Annotated in this window: 24 protein-coding genes; 2 read left to right on the top strand and 22 right to left on the bottom strand. The window is 56.7% G+C overall.

Features of this window, described 5'->3' with window-relative positions; genetic code table 11:
• Nucleotides 1-9: 9 nt before the first annotated feature.
• From M2422_RS17660 to M2422_RS17635, 6 genes are read right to left on the bottom strand one after another with little or no spacing between them, the layout of a single operon-like run.
• Entirely contained in the window at nucleotides 10-2,289 is a 2,280-nt protein-coding gene (locus M2422_RS17660) for a phage tail tape measure protein (RefSeq protein ID WP_064673331.1), read from the bottom strand.
• Nucleotides 2,282-2,401, bottom strand: coding sequence for a GpE family phage tail protein (locus tag M2422_RS17655; RefSeq protein ID WP_064673390.1), 120 nt, complete (start codon nucleotides 2,399-2,401; stop codon nucleotides 2,282-2,284). The genes M2422_RS17660 and M2422_RS17655 overlap by 8 nt, the downstream gene beginning before the upstream one ends.
• 32 nt (nucleotides 2,402-2,433) lie before the next feature.
• Complete coding sequence (locus M2422_RS17650; RefSeq protein WP_064673332.1) at nucleotides 2,434-2,742, bottom strand: phage tail assembly protein; 309 nt, start codon at nucleotides 2,740-2,742, stop codon at nucleotides 2,434-2,436.
• Between the two features lie 56 nt (nucleotides 2,743-2,798).
• Nucleotides 2,799-3,317 (bottom strand): phage major tail tube protein, encoded by a 519-nt coding sequence (locus tag M2422_RS17645; protein ID WP_023309235.1) that lies wholly within the window; start codon nucleotides 3,315-3,317, stop codon nucleotides 2,799-2,801.
• Nucleotides 3,318-3,328: 11 nt separating this feature from the next.
• Nucleotides 3,329-4,516: a phage tail sheath protein gene (locus M2422_RS17640; protein ID WP_064673333.1), complete on the bottom strand. Its 1,188-nt coding sequence runs from the start codon at nucleotides 4,514-4,516 to the stop codon at nucleotides 3,329-3,331.
• 58 nt (nucleotides 4,517-4,574) lie between these two features.
• Nucleotides 4,575-5,168: a recombinase family protein gene (locus M2422_RS17635; protein WP_032659854.1), complete on the bottom strand. Its 594-nt coding sequence runs from the start codon at nucleotides 5,166-5,168 to the stop codon at nucleotides 4,575-4,577.
• Nucleotides 5,169-5,323: 155 nt separating this feature from the next.
• Between M2422_RS17635 and M2422_RS17630 the strand changes: the two genes are divergently transcribed.
• Both M2422_RS17630 and M2422_RS17625 read left to right on the top strand, forming a co-directional pair.
• Nucleotides 5,324-5,581 carry a hypothetical protein gene (locus tag M2422_RS17630; protein ID WP_223998064.1) on the top strand — a complete coding sequence of 86 codons (258 nt, stop codon included), beginning with the start codon at nucleotides 5,324-5,326 and terminating at the stop codon, nucleotides 5,579-5,581.
• Complete coding sequence (locus tag M2422_RS17625) at nucleotides 5,568-5,762, top strand: hypothetical protein (RefSeq protein WP_064673334.1); 195 nt, start codon at nucleotides 5,568-5,570, stop codon at nucleotides 5,760-5,762. The genes M2422_RS17630 and M2422_RS17625 overlap by 14 nt, the downstream gene beginning before the upstream one ends.
• Nucleotides 5,763-5,848: 86 nt before the next feature.
• Here the strand turns inward: M2422_RS17625 and M2422_RS17620 are convergent, their stop codons facing one another.
• The 16 genes from M2422_RS17620 to M2422_RS17545 form a co-directional block, all read right to left on the bottom strand.
• The gene (locus M2422_RS17620; protein WP_033146685.1) at nucleotides 5,849-6,448 is read right to left on the bottom strand and encodes a tail fiber assembly protein; all 600 of its coding nucleotides are present in this window, start codon (nucleotides 6,446-6,448) and stop codon (nucleotides 5,849-5,851) included.
• Entirely contained in the window at nucleotides 6,448-7,497 is a 1,050-nt protein-coding gene (locus tag M2422_RS17615; RefSeq protein ID WP_064673335.1) for a phage tail protein, read from the bottom strand. Before M2422_RS17615 ends, M2422_RS17620 begins: the two co-directional genes overlap by 1 nt.
• Nucleotides 7,494-8,102 carry a phage tail protein I gene (locus M2422_RS17610; RefSeq protein WP_064673336.1) on the bottom strand — a complete coding sequence of 203 codons (609 nt, stop codon included), beginning with the start codon at nucleotides 8,100-8,102 and terminating at the stop codon, nucleotides 7,494-7,496. Before M2422_RS17610 ends, M2422_RS17615 begins: the two co-directional genes overlap by 4 nt.
• Entirely contained in the window at nucleotides 8,095-9,003 is a 909-nt protein-coding gene (locus M2422_RS17605; protein ID WP_039260509.1) for a baseplate assembly protein, read from the bottom strand. The genes M2422_RS17610 and M2422_RS17605 overlap by 8 nt, the downstream gene beginning before the upstream one ends.
• Nucleotides 9,004-9,008: 5 nt before the next feature.
• A complete protein-coding gene (locus tag M2422_RS17600; protein WP_064673337.1) occupies nucleotides 9,009-9,359 on the bottom strand; it encodes a GPW/gp25 family protein in 351 nt (116 codons plus the stop codon).
• A complete protein-coding gene (locus M2422_RS17595) occupies nucleotides 9,356-9,997 on the bottom strand; it encodes a phage baseplate assembly protein V (protein WP_033146689.1) in 642 nt (213 codons plus the stop codon). Before M2422_RS17595 ends, M2422_RS17600 begins: the two co-directional genes overlap by 4 nt.
• Nucleotides 9,998-10,109: 112 nt before the next feature.
• The gene (locus M2422_RS17590; RefSeq protein ID WP_064673338.1) at nucleotides 10,110-10,577 is read right to left on the bottom strand and encodes a phage tail protein; all 468 of its coding nucleotides are present in this window, start codon (nucleotides 10,575-10,577) and stop codon (nucleotides 10,110-10,112) included.
• Nucleotides 10,540-10,785: an Rz1-like lysis system protein LysC gene (gene lysC / locus M2422_RS17585; protein WP_229226321.1), complete on the bottom strand. Its 246-nt coding sequence runs from the start codon at nucleotides 10,783-10,785 to the stop codon at nucleotides 10,540-10,542. Before lysC ends, M2422_RS17590 begins: the two co-directional genes overlap by 38 nt.
• Nucleotides 10,673-11,086 (bottom strand): Rz-like lysis system protein LysB, encoded by a 414-nt coding sequence (gene lysB, locus M2422_RS17580; RefSeq protein ID WP_249425401.1) that lies wholly within the window; start codon nucleotides 11,084-11,086, stop codon nucleotides 10,673-10,675. Before lysB ends, lysC begins: the two co-directional genes overlap by 113 nt.
• An 8-nt stretch (nucleotides 11,087-11,094) precedes the next feature.
• A complete protein-coding gene (locus M2422_RS17575; RefSeq protein ID WP_048981243.1) occupies nucleotides 11,095-11,604 on the bottom strand; it encodes a lysozyme in 510 nt (169 codons plus the stop codon).
• Nucleotides 11,588-11,809 carry an HP1 family phage holin gene (locus M2422_RS17570; protein ID WP_023309247.1) on the bottom strand — a complete coding sequence of 74 codons (222 nt, stop codon included), beginning with the start codon at nucleotides 11,807-11,809 and terminating at the stop codon, nucleotides 11,588-11,590. The genes M2422_RS17575 and M2422_RS17570 overlap by 17 nt, the downstream gene beginning before the upstream one ends.
• Entirely contained in the window at nucleotides 11,800-12,003 is a 204-nt protein-coding gene (locus M2422_RS17565) for a tail protein X (protein ID WP_064673340.1), read from the bottom strand. Before M2422_RS17565 ends, M2422_RS17570 begins: the two co-directional genes overlap by 10 nt.
• 179 nt (nucleotides 12,004-12,182) lie before the next feature.
• Nucleotides 12,183-12,623: a DinI-like family protein gene (locus tag M2422_RS17560; protein WP_081273730.1), complete on the bottom strand. Its 441-nt coding sequence runs from the start codon at nucleotides 12,621-12,623 to the stop codon at nucleotides 12,183-12,185.
• 109 nt (nucleotides 12,624-12,732) lie between these two features.
• Nucleotides 12,733-14,922: a replication endonuclease gene (locus tag M2422_RS17555; protein WP_064673341.1), complete on the bottom strand. Its 2,190-nt coding sequence runs from the start codon at nucleotides 14,920-14,922 to the stop codon at nucleotides 12,733-12,735.
• Between the two features lies 1 nt (nucleotide 14,923).
• Nucleotides 14,924-15,145, bottom strand: coding sequence for a TraR/DksA family transcriptional regulator (locus M2422_RS17550; protein WP_045404086.1), 222 nt, complete (start codon nucleotides 15,143-15,145; stop codon nucleotides 14,924-14,926).
• Nucleotides 15,145-15,372, bottom strand: coding sequence for a DUF2732 family protein (locus tag M2422_RS17545; protein ID WP_023309252.1), 228 nt, complete (start codon nucleotides 15,370-15,372; stop codon nucleotides 15,145-15,147). The genes M2422_RS17550 and M2422_RS17545 overlap by 1 nt, the downstream gene beginning before the upstream one ends.
• Between the last annotated feature and the right edge of the window lie 61 nt (nucleotides 15,373-15,433).

Here is a 15,433-nt window from a genome sequence, read left to right as displayed (position 1 = left end):
TCTCTCTCCTCAACTATACATAAAGCTGGATTGCTGCCGTCTCGCTTTATCCTGTTCAATATTATCTATCGTCTCCCGGATTTGACGGGTCAGATCCGTTCCGGAGGCCGTGCCCCCCTGCAGCGTGATGTTATATTCGCTTTTACTCTGATCGACGTAAGAGCGTCCTCCAGTAGCGATGGTCGGCTGATACCCCAGGCTGCCGCCAGAGATCCCCGCGCCCGGAATATAAGCGCTGCCCGCCGGTGAGGATGCCGCTTCTGCTTTTGCCGCAGCGGCGTCGAGATCGCCCGACTCGTTTTTGATAATACCGAGCTTCTCCAGCAGCCAGCTGGCCTTGCCGCTCAGGCTATTAAAGAGATCAAGCGGGGCCATTAACGCATCGCCCAGCGCCTGACCAAAAATCACGCCAGCGTTTTTACAGCCATCCAGCGTTTCCTGCGTCGCCTTGATCGGCGTAATCAAGTCGGTGAACCATTGCCAGATACCGCCCAGCTTCTCCGAGATAGCGTCAAACACCGCCATCACCGGTGAGAACAGCGCACCCAGCGGTGCGAAAGCCGTTGAAAGCCCTTCCATCACCCCGCCAAAGAAGGCGCTGATGGGCTCCCAGTATTTAAAAATCAGCAAAGCACCGGCAGCAATCGCCGCGCCAAGGGCAATCACCGGCCAGCTAAGGGCACCCAGCACCGTCATGATGGCGCCGCCCACCACGCTGAATACCGTTCCCAACATCCCGGCCGCGGTAATAACCATATTGACGCCCGTCAGTACCGGGCCGATAACCGTGCCTACGCCACCCAGTACGCCAGCAAACGCCTGCGCGCCGACAACGATGCTGGCGAGGGTCTGCGTCAGCTCAGGGTTGGCATTCACCCAAAGGGAGGCCGTACCAAGCCAGCCGGTTGCGGTTGTTATCAGGTTGCGCAGAGCGCCATCCGCTTGATCAAATACATCAATCTTCAACCCGTTCCACGCGGCCTGGAATCGGTTGATATCGCCGTCAAGATTATCGGTCTGCACGGAAGCCGCGAGCGCGGTACTGCCCTTTGCCCCCTGCAACTGCTGGCGTTTTTCATCAAGCGATCCATCACCCGCAGCGGAAGCCACCGCCCCCGCAGCTTTTATGGCATCCGGAGTCTGAACGTGGCGCAACATCGCGCTGAGCGCATCCCCGGCGGCGGCACCTTTCATTCCTTTTTCCGCCAGAACGCCAAGCAGCGCGGTGGTCTCTTCAAGCCCCATACCGGATGCACCCGCAGCGGGCGCAGCAGAGGTGACGGCCGCCACCATCTCAGCGAGGCTGGAATTCGAAGAGGCAGAACCGCGCGTAAGCACATCTGCGATGCGTCCCGCGTCCGCATCGGCCAGGCTATACGCGGCCTGCGTGCTGGCGATCATATCGGCCGCGTTAGCCGCGTCGACATTCCCCGCCAGGCTGAGGTTGACCGTTGGCGCGGTGGCCGCAAGTAGCCCATCGGCGTCATAGCCTGAACGAGTCAGTTCGGTTTGTGCCCGGAGGACCGTATCTGCGGGTACTCCGGTCCTGGCGCTGACCTCCCGCGCCTGCTGGCGAATGGCCTCAAGCCGGGAATCCCCCTTCGCCAGGCCAAGGTTTGCCTGAATGGCCGACATCTGCTTTTCAAAGCTGATGCCAGGGGCGATAAACCGGGACGTCTGGTCAAAGCCCGCTTTTGCGATGCCCACGCCCGTATTCGCAAGCTGACGCACCCGCGCGGTAACGCGTTTGCCTGACTCGTAGCGATTCTGAACGACACTCAGCCGCTCCTGCTGCTGATTGACGCGGGCCAGCGCATCCCGCTGTCGGTTAAGCTGCTGCGTTTTTTCGCTGATGTGACTTTTTAAACGACGTTCATCCGACGAGAGCGTGCGCGTGTTCACTCCCGCCTGAGCGAGTTCAGTACGCTGACGCTGTACCGAGTAGCGTAAGCTGTTGTACTCATGCTTCAGGTCGACTGCCGATTTTCGGGCTGCAGTCAGCGCATCAGCCTGCGCCTGGGTGGGGTTTTGCGTGTTTTTAAACTGTACCGCCAGCGCCGCGGCCTGCTGTTTCGCCTGAGCAAGCGACTGCTCCGTCGTGGCGAGCCGGGCATTTGCTTTTCTGAAGCCGTTAATGCGCCCCGCCTGCTCATCGAGCGCCCCCAGCGCCGTCTGCGCATCGCGGATATCGCTCGCGAGAGTGAGGCTGGCGTTCTGGAGAGCGTTAAGCGGTCGGGTTGCCCGGTCGACTGCCTTAAGCAGCTCCTGAAGACTGACATTATTACTCATGGTGGTTTCCGCTTCGCTGCAGCGCTTTTTCGCGCCATAAGAGGAGTTCGGTCACGCTAAGGGAGTACAGTGCTGACGGCGGCCAGTGAAAAATCACCGCGATATCCGCCATCAGATCGTCGACCGACACATTTTCGGGAAATTTTAGCGAGCCGAAGCCGGTGACAAAAAACCGATCACCTTACCTGCAAAAGAGAGCAGATCGCAGGCATCCAGGCGTGCAACCTCATGCTCGGTCAGCGCTGGGGAGGTCATTCGCGGCAGCACCTTAATCAGCGCATCAACGTCAGATTGCGCCAGCGACGCCAGCGATACGCCGCGCAGGGTCCCCGCATTGGGTTTTGCGATGGTCACCTTTTCGATTTTTTGCTCGCCGCGCTGAACGGGGCTATCAAGCGTGACGATATGTGGGTTTTCACTTTCGTTCATGGCGGTCTCGTTGATATTTTCCATTTCGTTACTCTTCTGAAAGTTAACTCACCGGCCGGTCATCCCGGCCGGTTAAAGGGTTACAGGCCGATGGCCTTACGGTGTTCTGCCAGGCGATCGACGCCATCGACTTTGAGCACCATATTGATGATGTCGATTTCGATGATCTCTTTGCCATCAATGGTCAGCTGATAGTAAGCGCACTCGGTGGACATCTTGGTGGTGCCGCTCTCGCCCTGCTTGTTTTCACCGCCATCAAACTCTTTATGACGGCCGCGCATGACGATTTCGACGGCGGAGATTTCGCCGGTATCATCGCGCTGATAAGAGCCGGTAAAGCGCAGCGGCACGCTGTCCGCGCCCGGAGAGGCGTACTGCGCCCACAGCGCGGCGTCCGGCAGACCGCCGACGGTCCACTCCAGCGCCAGGGCATCATCGTCCAGGCCGAGGTCGACAGAGACCGAGCCCGGCATACCGCCGCCGCGATACTTCTCCAGCTTGCGGGTAAGCTTCGGTAGGGTCACGGACTCGACAACGCCCATATAGCTCAGGCCATCGTTGAACATATTTAGGTACTTAAGTTTGCGTGGTAACGCCATGCTTCAGCTCCTTAGCTGTTAACCGAATCTGACAGGTCTGCCAGATAGGTATCGGTGATGCGCTGGCGCAGGGTCAGATTTTCCAGCGGCGGGACGGGGGTGTAGTCGTAATCGATATACAGTTTCCCCGCTTTCAGGGTGGTTGCATCGTTCGACTCAGGGTCATACCAGCAGGAGCCGTCGACGATATAGCCGTTGGTTTTCAGCTCGCGGAACTTGGCGTTAATACCGGAAACGATGTCGCGAATAAGCGTTGGCGTGATGGGTTTATCCATCGCCCACGCGTGCGCTTCCGCCATGGTATCGGCCAGCACCTGTGCGGTACGGGTGTAGTTTTCAAAGACGAATAACGGATCGTCTGAGCAGGTACGGTTACCCCAGAATTTAAAGCCGTCGTTGCGAATCAGCGTGGTGACGCCAGCCTGGTTGAGCAGGTTCGCGTCGGTGGCCTGTTCCTGCAGATCCCAGGAGACAGAAGCGCTTACGCCAGTAACGCCGTTGACGCCAACGTTTGACAGGGTTTTATGCCAGCCCATGGTCTGGTCGATTTTGGCGCGCAGGCCAAGCGCGCGGGCGGTCGCCCAGGCCGTCGTCGTTGCGTTCGTGGTGGTATCCCATGCCAGAAAATCAGGATGGATAACCATCAGCTCGCGCTGGCTGAAGTATTGGCGATAGTTAATCGCCTCAGAAATGGTTTTACATCCCCACGCGCTGACATAGCCGAACGCGCGCAGGCTCTGGCACATGGCGGCCAGTGCGGTCGCCACTTCCTGAGAGTCCAGCCCCGGCACGCCGAGAATACGCGGCTTAACGCCGGTCACCGTTTTCGCCGTGAGAAGCGCCTTCAGGCCGGTATATTTACCGTTTTCATCAGTAGTACCGATGATGTTGGAAACGGTCTGCTTGCGCGCCTCTTCCGGGGTTTCAGCGGTGCCTTCGGCCACGCGAACAACCACGACAACCGGTTTGCACTGGTCGGCGATCGCCTGCAGAGAAGCGGACAGCGTCCCCGCCTTACCGGCTTTCGCAATTGCGTTTTGCACGTTGGTAATGAGCACGGGCTCGTTTAAAGGAAATGTCTTGTCGTCAGCATCGCTGGCCGTACAGACCATGCCGATGATTGCCGTCGAGACAGTGGAAATGGTGCGGGTGCCATCGTTGATTTCGATAACTTCCACGCCGTGGTGAAAATCACTCATCCGTTTAACTCCTTGGTTAGTTGGTGAGTGATATTGTCGCGGCTGGGCTTGCTATGAGCTAACCATCCCTGTCCAGCGGCCGCTGGCACAACGATTGTCCGACTATCGTGGCGGGGAATTTTTTATAAAGCGTGGAAATACCCACATCAAAAATTAACGCAACGCGCTGTCGGGATTCCCCGGAAGCAATCAGCCTGCCAGCCTGAGCCCATTCCTCCTGCGTCAATTTAGGGCGTCTGCCACCAATTCGTCCCTGTTCTCGCGCTGCGGCCAGCCCGGCGCACGTCCTCTCGACAATGAGTTCACGCTCCATTTCAGCAAGCGCCCCCATGATATGGAAGAAGAAACGCCCCATTGGCGTTGAGGTATCAATGCTATCAGTCAAACTGCGGAAGTTAATGCTTCGCTGGCGTAGTTCCTCCGTCATTGAAACGAGGTGGCGCATACTGCGCCCGAGCCGATCAAGTTTCCATACAACGAGAGTATCGCCCGCATTAAGTTGTCTGAGAGCTCGATTGAGTCCCGGTCTATTTGTCGATTTACCGCTGATTTTATCTTCAAAAATGAGCTCACATCCTGAACGCTGCAGCGCGTCACGCTGTAAGGCGGTGTTTTGTTCATTTGTTGACACGCGTATGTATCCAATAAGCATGGTATTTCTCTCCGTCAAAACCGGAAATCATGCCATTTAATGGATAAACACGCATTTTCGAAAACCTTGGTTTGGGAGGAGCTAAATACGTAACCAGTCGAGGAAGTAACGCAAATGGAGCTTGGGTAATATGGTCGGATGGAGCCATTGAGGTTATGGGGTATGGTGTAATCCTTGATAACGGCCTGGCAACGGTTAATTACCCAATTGCGCTGCCAGGTATAAGCCGCTATATCAGCATTGCCGAACGTCTTTCTGCTGATCCCGGTACTACGCCCAACTATGCTCATTCATCAATGATCATTGATGCTTTAACAACAAATGTCGGTTTCAAAGCTCGTTGCACAATGGCCGCAACGGGTGCCCCATCAAATAATGGTTTTTCGTGGAGAGTTTACTATGCGCCTATTTAATCCGATCACGATGACAGAGGTCATTCATGGTTTCCACGATACTGGAGGTGCTATTCAACTCCCTGAGGATAACTGGTTTTTCACGATGCGGGAAATACCAGAGGGAATGCGACTTGACGTCAATGAAAAAGGTGAGCCATCTCTTATGGAAATTAAATCTGATATCTCTGACAACGAATAAATGAATACGCTGTCTGGCTAAATGCAGAAAATATCAGGTGCTACTGATGATTATTGATCCATCAAAAGCACCCGATATTGAATGACCTATACCTCGGGTTTCGGTGGAAGGTTAAGGTTCGGAGCGGTATCGGTATCAACCTTAGTTAACTTATAACGATACCGCTGCCATTCAGTCAGACGAGGGATATCTGCATCATCAATGTAGCCTCCAGCCTGAGCATCTACCAATGGTGCGATAATTGCAGACGCTTCCGCTAGCAATGCAGTTTTCTGCTGTTCGGCCTTTGCCACATCCGCAGAGTGTTTCGCTTTTGCGTCGGTTATCCACTCGCTGCCATTCCACTTATCATATGGCGTTCCAGGGGCTTGTGTCGTCGTATCTTTCGGATAATCACCCGGTAGGGAAATCGTGACTTTCTCCCCTGACTTTGTGCTATATACAGTTTTACCGCGATGATCAGCGATGTACTCCCATCCGTTTAAGTCAAAGGTGCGGCAAATAGTAAAACCTTCTTTAATTTCACCAGGCGCATCAATGCATGACAAGGCTGGAATACCTACACCTTCCGCTAAATATTCAACCGAGGAGGAAATATATTCGCGCGTTTCACCATCGTAGTTAAACACAGTTATATCACCGGTCACTGTAGCAATAAGCTCATTGTTTAATTTTGCCTTCGCCATTATGCGGCCCTCACGATGTAGTTAAATGCGATGTTACGGGGGCGGGCGCCAAATGATGACTTTTGCCCCGTAATTGAAGAAATTATTCCAGCGGTACTAATATGTGACCATGATGGGCTATTATCGACAACGCTATCGAAATCACTCACTGCAATATATGCAGTTCCATCAGAATAACCGCCAACAAACATCCCAATCCCGGAACCAAACTGGGCTGACAGCAACCCCCTTCCGCTATCTATACCTCTGCCATCATCCCAGCCACGTATAAACTCAGCGCGAAGATCTGGCAGTTTGAGGGCTGGATAGGCAAGCGCCAATTTAGGGTACTGGGAGGCTGTGAACGCCGCTCCGTTGCATTTAAGCCACCCCGTCGGTGGAGTTGCTGATGTCCATGGAACGGGTACACCCACCGGCAAAGCAGAGCCTTCTCCCAAACCAAGGTTTTTGAGAACCTCGGCGCTCAACCCTGCATCGGCAATTTCTTTTAACGCATTGGCGATTAAAGGGTACTGTTTATGCGGATTATCAGCAGCAATATGCTTTTTCATCTGATCATCAGCGTAGCCCTTTACCTCAATAACTTTATCGTCAACGTACTGACGCGTTGCCAGCACAACCGACGGATCAATTTTCAGGGAAATTGACGATGTGCTCGACACAATAAGAATCATGCGGATGGTCTGCGTGCGGCCACTGCCTTCCTGCAGCTGAGGCTTATATGTCTCCGGGCAGTTAGCCACGGCGATCAGAATGCCGTCGTCGTCATAGAGACCGATCTCTCGGATCCAGAAACCGCCCTCATTCTCGGGAATAATCTGTTCAGCGATGATCTGGCTGGTATTGTTTGGGTCAACAGCGAGCAGGTTCAGCGGCGCTATGCGTTTTTGGTTGACGAGCTTCGTCTGCGCCGGGTCGGGGGTTGGCAACGTTCCGTTGGCGTCGCCTACCGCCATTTGCGTCAGGTTGAGTTGCGTACCAAGTGCCGTCGCGTTAGCTAGCCGCGCCGCGCCCTGATTCGTCAGTATGGCAAAATATTTTGCGGTCATGCGTTCACTCTCAGGTTATCAATCAAATGGATGGCCGAGGCCGGGTAATAATCACCACAGACAATAAGTTCCTCAGTGGTATAGGGGTAAACAGCCAGCGCATCGCCGTGATAGCATCCTGCGCCAACATAAAACTCTCCCGTTGAGCTCAGGCTGATAGCCAGCCCGGTCATGTGTCTACTTGCCGGTTTGGCATCCTCAATGAGCCGTTCAAGCTCCTGATACATTTCGTCAGTGATGCCGTTATCAAGCACACCGACAACCAGACGGAATGTGCCAGGCTCCTCACCGAGCTGCCACCACTCGCGCACCTCAATCAAAAAGCCAAGCGGTTCCACCACACGACGCAATGCGCTGATGGTTCCTTTGTGCTGATGGACGAAAAACGAGGACATAATGACGCTGCGCTTCGTGCTCTCCGGCCACGCCTCATCCCAACGGTCTACCGACAGCGCCCATGCCAGGTAGGGAAGTAAATTCACCGGGCACGCGCTGGGGTTCCATAAGGTGCGTAGCGGTACCGGCACTCGTTCAATATTCGAGAGCGCAGCGGCAGCGGCGACTTCCAGCGGCGAGGATCCAACGGGTAACAGCCTTTCACTCATCCGAACCCCCGATCGCTATCTGATACGAGGTACAGTTCGAGGCCTGCGACTTACTCAGTACAATGTCAGAGTGGGGAGATTCCAGTTCCACGCGCTGCACGCCTTCAACGTGAAGTGCTGCATAGATGGCCGAGAGACGAATATCGCGTCCAAGGCGATGCTGCGCGCTGATATAATTCCGCAGCTTCTGCTCTGCAGCTTGCCTGATGGGTTCAGCTTCTGGTCCGGGATAAACGTAGAGCGTTGCGTTTATCTTGTAAGGCACAATTTCTGCTGACTGGACAGTTACACGATCGCCGACCGGGCGGACGGTTTCAGCGTTAAGCGCTTTTTCAACAACCGCCAGTAGTTCAGGACGAGCGGTACCATCCCCCTCACGGGATAACACCGAAATCGTCACGTATGCGGGCTGAGGGCTTTCAACCGAAACGTCAGCGACCCGCCCGTCGGCACTTCGACCATGATATTCATAGGCTCCAACCGGCCCCGCGACGCTCAACCCTTCAAAGGCCTGCTGCGCACGCAGTCGCAGGTCAGCATCAGACTCCATGACGGCAGCCGTTGGCGGAATGGTAGTGTCATCGCCCGGGGTGATGGTCAGGCGTTCGGTATTATTGTTTCCCGCAATAACGTCCAGATCGTGACCGGAAGAATAGGCCAGCGTCACGGCCAGCGCAGCCTCATTAACCCGCTGGCGCCAGATAACTTCCCGGTAGGCATTCTCCTGCAGCAGCTTCACAATCGGCTCGGATTCCAGCGTCAGCGTCCGTGCAATCGCCTCTCGCTCCTCTTCCGGATAGAGGGAGACAAAGGTGGCCTTTCGTTCTGCCAACAGCGTTTCATAATCCACCTCCTCCACGACATCAGGCGCGGCGAGCTGGCTCAGATCAACAATAGCCATAGCGTTTAACTCAGTGAAATGGTGATAGAAAAGGATTGCCCGGAGGTCGGGCGCGTGCCGGTGATATCGACATACAACGTCCCGTCGTTCTCCGAACGCTCGAAAGTGATGGCCGTCAGGCTTATTCGCGGCTCCCATTTCTGGATGGCGGAATAACAGGCGGCCATGATTTGCAGACGCAGCGCCGGGCTCTGCGGCCTGTCGATCATCGCCGCCAGCAGCGAGCCGTAATCCCGCCGCATGACCCGCGAGCCAATCGGCGTAATCAGAATGTCGCGCACGCTTTGCCGGATGTGTTCCGCCTCTGAAAGGCTAAGCCCGGTCTGCCTGTTCATCCCCCTGTAACGCACCGTCATTGTGTCCCCTTAGTCCAGCTTCCGCCGCTTTGCACACTGCCGTGCGCGTGGTTATCCACCTGCACCCCGTTGGAGGTGAATTTACCGCCGGAATGCTCAATATTTCCGGCCATCACACCGCCCTTCTGCACTTCAAGAGAGGCAGTAATTAACTTGTTAGTGCACACCACTTCAGGCGTATCCAGCGTGATGCGGGACGTTGACGTCACCCTCACCTCCGGCACGGTGGCGGTCAGCGATTCAGAGGCGGTAATATCGGCCGTTTTAATGCCTGTAACCGTCAGCGCCCCGTGACCGGGTTCGTACTCGATGACCGCCCCGTCAGGAAACGAGACGTGGAACGCATCAGGCGACCCGGACGGCGCCGGATGGTCGTCAGAGAAAATGCCGGGCAGCACAAAGGCGGTATCAAGCTCGCCGCCGATGGCCAGCAGCAGCACCTGCTCTCCCTCGGAAGGGGCCCACCAGACGCGTGAACGTCCCGCACGACAGGTGAGCCAGTTCAGCCAGGTGGTTTTCATCCCGCCGGTCTGGACACGACAAAGCCCTCTGCTGAGGTCAACATCGGTCACAACACCGATACGAATAAGATTGCGGATCGCGCGAGCGATGCCGTTCATGGAAGTTAATGTATTCATGAGAAGAGAATGCCGTTCAGGAGGAACGGCAGCAACGAGACGGGGTTTTCTGCGGGATGATACAACAAGCGGTCCAGACGGCAGTCGGATGGCGGCCTTCAGCGCGGGGAAATTACTCCTCCCACTGGCTGACCAGCTCGCCGTTAACGTACAGCGCCTTCGGACGCGTGACGGGCTCCGGCAGCGGCGGCTCGGGGGAATACGTCGCGTGCAGAGCGCCCTGCTCCTGGGAAACAAGAATACGCTCGGTTAATTGCACGCTGATGGTGATATCCATCGTATCGTCATCGTTTAAGACGATCGCGAAGGTGTAACCGTTTTTGCGGCCTTCATCGAGGGTAAAAATATCCGGCTGGTTTTCCCGAAGCCAGGCCAGCACCGGGACGAAAAATCCCTCGCTGTCGCCGGTGAAGCCGCTAACCTTCGCGTTCAGCGCATACCGCTTTTCAAAGGAGAGCGAGGAGGCCTGGCGGGCGTCAATATTGCCGCCTCCGACCGACATCTGCAGGCGCTCCGGGTTGGCATTGAGTTGGGGGATCGCGTCAATTAATGCCTGACGCAGGCTCTTGAGTTTGTGCATCGAGTTTATCCTGACAGTCTTTAATGGTTTCAACCTGCAGCGCGCAGGCGATAAGGGCGTATTCCAGCCTGCGAATATCCGCGCTGAGATCGCCGTTAGTGGCGGGTTCGCTCCCCGGCATCGGGCAGCGGCTCACCTTCGGGCAGGCGTTGTAAACAATAGGCTGCGGAGGCGCAGGCGGTGCGGGTGTGCAGCCTGCGGACAGCATCAGGCAGCTGAGCGGTATACCAGCGGCGTAACGCTTCATTTTCATTGAGTAATCTCCCGATAGTCGCTTCCCTTCTTGCCCTCTCCTCGCCCGCGGCGACAAGCTCCTCACGGAGCCTGACCTGGGCGTTTTCATTTGCTCTGGCCATCCGCTGCGACAGGGACAGCTGCTGATTAAGCGTGGAGAGGGCTGTTTTTTGCTCGCTGGCGACCCGATTGGCCGTAGCTAAGGAACGGGACAGGTTCAGGTTGTCATGACGAAGCCACAGCGCGATGGCCAGCAGCCCGGCCAGCGCCAGCATGAGCGTTCTCACGGCAGCCCCTTCATGCACCAGGCCTTCTCGCGGACGCGACGGTTTTCCAGCCCGGCATTTTTGACGCCGTTGACGTACACCCAGCGGGTAAGCTGCCCGCATGCCTGCGGCCACTGTTTACGTTTGATAAAGGACACCAGCGTCGAACGGCAGGCGGCGCCTGCGCCGACATTAAAGGTAAAACTCACCAGCGCGTCATAGACCCGGGGCGGCATCTCTACCGGCGCACATGCCGCCAGACGCCGCTCGACGTTGAGCACATCAGCGACCAGATTTACCGCGGCCTCACGCTCGGTAATGTCCCGCGTCGGCACAACGTTTGCCGTGTGGCCAATGCCGGACGTCCATACGCCGGCGCTACACCGGTAGGGCGAGAGGCGACATCCTTCGAGATCGGCAATCAACGCCAATCCTTCCGGGGACGTTTTCAGTAATCGAAAGTCAGGCATCAGCACCGCCAGGGCCAGCACGCCGGCGACGCTGCAACGCTTAATGATTGAGTTCACGAATGCTCTTCTTATCGAGGCCAAGAGACTGGAGATAGCGCCAGGTTTTGCGCTTAAACCAGTAATTCGTCAGCGCGGTAAAAATGGCGCACAGACTCCCCACGTACAGCGCGACTTTTTCAGGAGACATCGCCCCGAACCAGGCCAGCGCCACGGCCAGCCAATAGGCGATAACCGTGGTGATTTTCTCCAGGCTCAGTCCCATAGGTTTACGGATTCTTTTGTGGGGGCGCTATTCACCTCCGGCATCTCTACCGGCGTGCCGTGAGGCAAGATAACGCCTAACTCCGCGAGGCCAGGATTGGCCTTCAGAACGGCTTCAACGACGCCAGCCGTGCGCCCATAAAAGCGGACGCAAACGGCATCAAGCGTGTCCCCCTGCATTGCATAGATTTTCATCAGACGCTCCCAACATCCGGTTTCCAGGTACCGTAGAGTTTCCCGGGCCAGAAGGCTTTTCGCTATCGCTGACGGATGGACAATCGCGGGCACAACAGATCGTCCGCGAGCGGCGAAGCGTGGTTCAACGGAAGCGCAAAACAGGAATGAGGATGTTGGTACGGGTGATAACGCCGGGGCTAGCGCCAGCTCTCGTCTTCCCAGACTTCCCGGAGGATAGCGTCCAGCGCCTCGCGATCGGCTTCTTTTTCAAGCCCCTGGAGCTCGACACCCGTCACCGATCCTATTTTCACGTTCACCCGCGATGACGGAAACAGGTAGCGTATTCTGCGGGTCAGTTCGCACTGAAAGGCCTCAACGACGGCATGATCGATCTGCTGATCTTTATCGAGAGTAATGTTCACCCGAACGTTGCCCTCTTTTTTGATTCGTTCCGGAACAGGCGATGCTGAGAACACAACGGTAAATGCGTTGTTCTTGAGTAAATTTCCCCGCGCAATCTCAGCAATCAAATTCAGGGCAATCTCACGATCTCTTTCCTGACACGTTCCTTCCGTCGTCAGTCGCGCAATCAGCTCGACTCGTTCAATCATGACCTGCTCGTTCAACTCTCTGTCCACACAACCTCCACCACGAGATACTGTATAAACATACAGTAGCACGTATTCACAAAAAGAGTGAAGCGAAAAATCAGAACCCTTCACGGTATGTACATGATATGGATGGAGATTAGCGTGCCCTCTGAGCGAAGAGATCCGTTAAAAGCCCAATACGTTCAAGGATTTTCCGCGCCTTTTGCTGGTAAGAACACGGTGCCGGAAATAGCGATCCGTCAGCTGCGCCCCTGCACCATTTATCGTTAAAGCGGCTGATGCCTCCCGCCATCAGATGCAGGGCTTCTGCCCGGCTGATGGCTATCCCGGTGGCGAGCCGTATCTCATCGATCACCTTCTCCGGTACCCCGTTCTGCGGGTCGCTCGCGAAGACGACGGGCGCTGTCGCGCCAGGGCGGATGAATTTGATGCGTTCGGTTAACGCCCGCCTCGCACGTCGGCTGAGGGGTTGAGAAAGATCGGTCTGCGTACAGTTATTGACAGAACTCCGAGAGGATACGGGCGCGTCCTTAAGATCCGCGGCCCGCTTCGGCACAATTTTCCACTGCGTGAGCCGGGTTAAAACTGGGCTGCCCGCGCCAACGGCAGAATCGTACACGCCGCGGATGCGGACCGTTTCCTCGCCGTACTGGTTAAACCCGGCGCGCGGCTCATACAGCGTGCGCACCTGTAAATCATCGCGACGCACAAACGGCCCGCCCTGCGCAGTAACGTAACCCGCCCAGTCCCCGGCGTCGGCAGCCTCCTGGACGGCAGCAAACTCAACGCTCAGACCGCGCGCGGCCTCGGCATCCACCAGACGCCGCAGCTCGCGGTAGACCGTTACCGGCGCGCCGCCGATGAACTGAAACTGGCGAATGTGCCAGCGCCCTGCCCAGGCCGACACGGCGGACGCCGTCTCCTTCAGCAGACCACCGCTTTCGTTATCGGTCTCGCCATCGAGCGCATAGCCGTCGATATTCTTTGAGATGTATTTGGCGATATAGCCGGTAGCGCTGCCTTTCTGCGGATCGATCGCGTCCGCGTGAAAGCGCGCCTGTCTGGCGCTTTCGCTCTGCAGCTCAGCGCCATCCTCCTGCCGGGCGTAATCCCCGATAATCCGGCGAACGCATTCGACGTCTTCCGGCAGCATAAACATCAGCATGTGCCAGTGGGGTGTACCGTCGTGATGGGGTTCCGCAACGCGGATACCAAAGATACGGCGCCCGTCCCGGTGCAGTTTTGCCCGGATACGCGCCCACAGTCGGGTAAAGTAGAGTTGCGTATCCGCCGGGCTGGCCCCGTTCCACTTCGCGTTGGGGAAGCCTGATTTCAGCGTCGCGTGATACTGCGCGGGCGCGGTTAAGGTATAGAACTCGCCCACGTAGCCCAGCGCCTCACAGATATTTTCAAACCCGCGGATGCGGGTCATCAGTTCACAGCGACGTATCGCCGGGTTGGCCGCCGAGCTGTCGTATTTTTCAATCAGGCTGATGCGGTTGCCCTCTTCATCTTCCAGCTCCATGCCCTTGAGAAATTCGCGCGTGCGGCGCTTCTGCTCGCGCCACTCGGTCACGCAGCGTTTGCTCGCATACGCCGTTCTCCGTTTGCTGACGTTGCCGAGGGCAATCTGCAAATGCTCGCGCCAGGCAGCCGCGATCCGACGCAGGCGCCCGCGCCACCACGCCTCGGAAAACATGCGGATCACAGCCGCAGCAACGTCATCTTTGTTGAAAAACGTCTTCGACACCCGCTCCCAGTGCGGAGGCGACACGTTGAACTGTCGGGCGATCAGTCCGGCGCGCTGATACCAGACGTACAGCGTCTGGTATTCACCCATCTCAGCATCGTTAATATTCGCCAGCTCGCCGCGAATAAAGCTGGCGATATCTGCGGCCAGCAGGTCGAGGTCCGCGCGGGACATATCCGGAAGGCGGTTATAGCGGCCCACCAGTTCGACCATCCGCGAGGCGAGGTATTGCAGAAGCTGAGTGTCGAAATGGCCGTCAAACACGGCCCTGGAGACCTCGTCGTGCAGGCCTGTGCAGGAATAGCGATCAGAGACCCGCCTCAGACGGGGCAACATCCTTTTGCAGAAGCGGATCAAAAAGGCGTTAGCCTGCGGGCTGCCCCGATGCTGTTCGAGGGCGTCAACCGTGCGCCAGACCTCGAAGCGTACGCAGTCGGGCTGCTGTGAGAGGGCAATTCTTGCCTGCTGCAGCGCCGCGAAAAGGCGATCGCGGCGCTGCTGTTGGGCGTGGGTGAGATAAGGGCTGGCAATGGCCGACCGTGGGGCATTCCACGGATAAGCAAATGACGTAGCCAACTTATCCTCCCCGGACGTGTTTATTTTTCATCTCCGCGATCTCCTGGCAGGTCACGCACAGGGCTACGCCAGGCACCGCTATTCGGCGCGCCTCCGGTATCGGGGCCTCGCAATCCTCGCAGAGGAAACGCGAAGGCGATGCGGGCCGTCTGCGGGCGCGATTAATGTATCGTTCTCTGTCTTCCTGCTCGCGCGCCTGCGCAAGATCGATAAAATCGGCCATCAGTGCAGCTCCTGGGATTCACGCTCGTAGCGAGCCGCCTCGTGGCACAGCAGTTCGGCAACGTCTTCTCCGCTCATGCCGGTTTTGTAGATATGGCTCGCCAGCGCCTCCAGACGCAGGGAGACCGCGAGGGCTCGCGCGCATCGTTCCTCTGTTTTTGCCTCTGCCAGCAGGCGCTTCAGTTCTTCACTTCCGATCGGATAAGGGCGGTTTTCACTGTTTCGCATCACGCGTTCTCCTTAAATTCAGGCAAAAGGATGCCCGGCGGGTTTACGCCATTAGTTTTTG

This window comes from Enterobacter sp. SLBN-59 (genome assembly GCF_024807915.1).
In the GTDB taxonomy this organism is placed as follows: Bacteria; Pseudomonadota; Gammaproteobacteria; order Enterobacterales; family Enterobacteriaceae; genus Enterobacter; species Enterobacter asburiae_B.
This window is presented reverse-complemented; position numbering and strand designations above follow the sequence as displayed.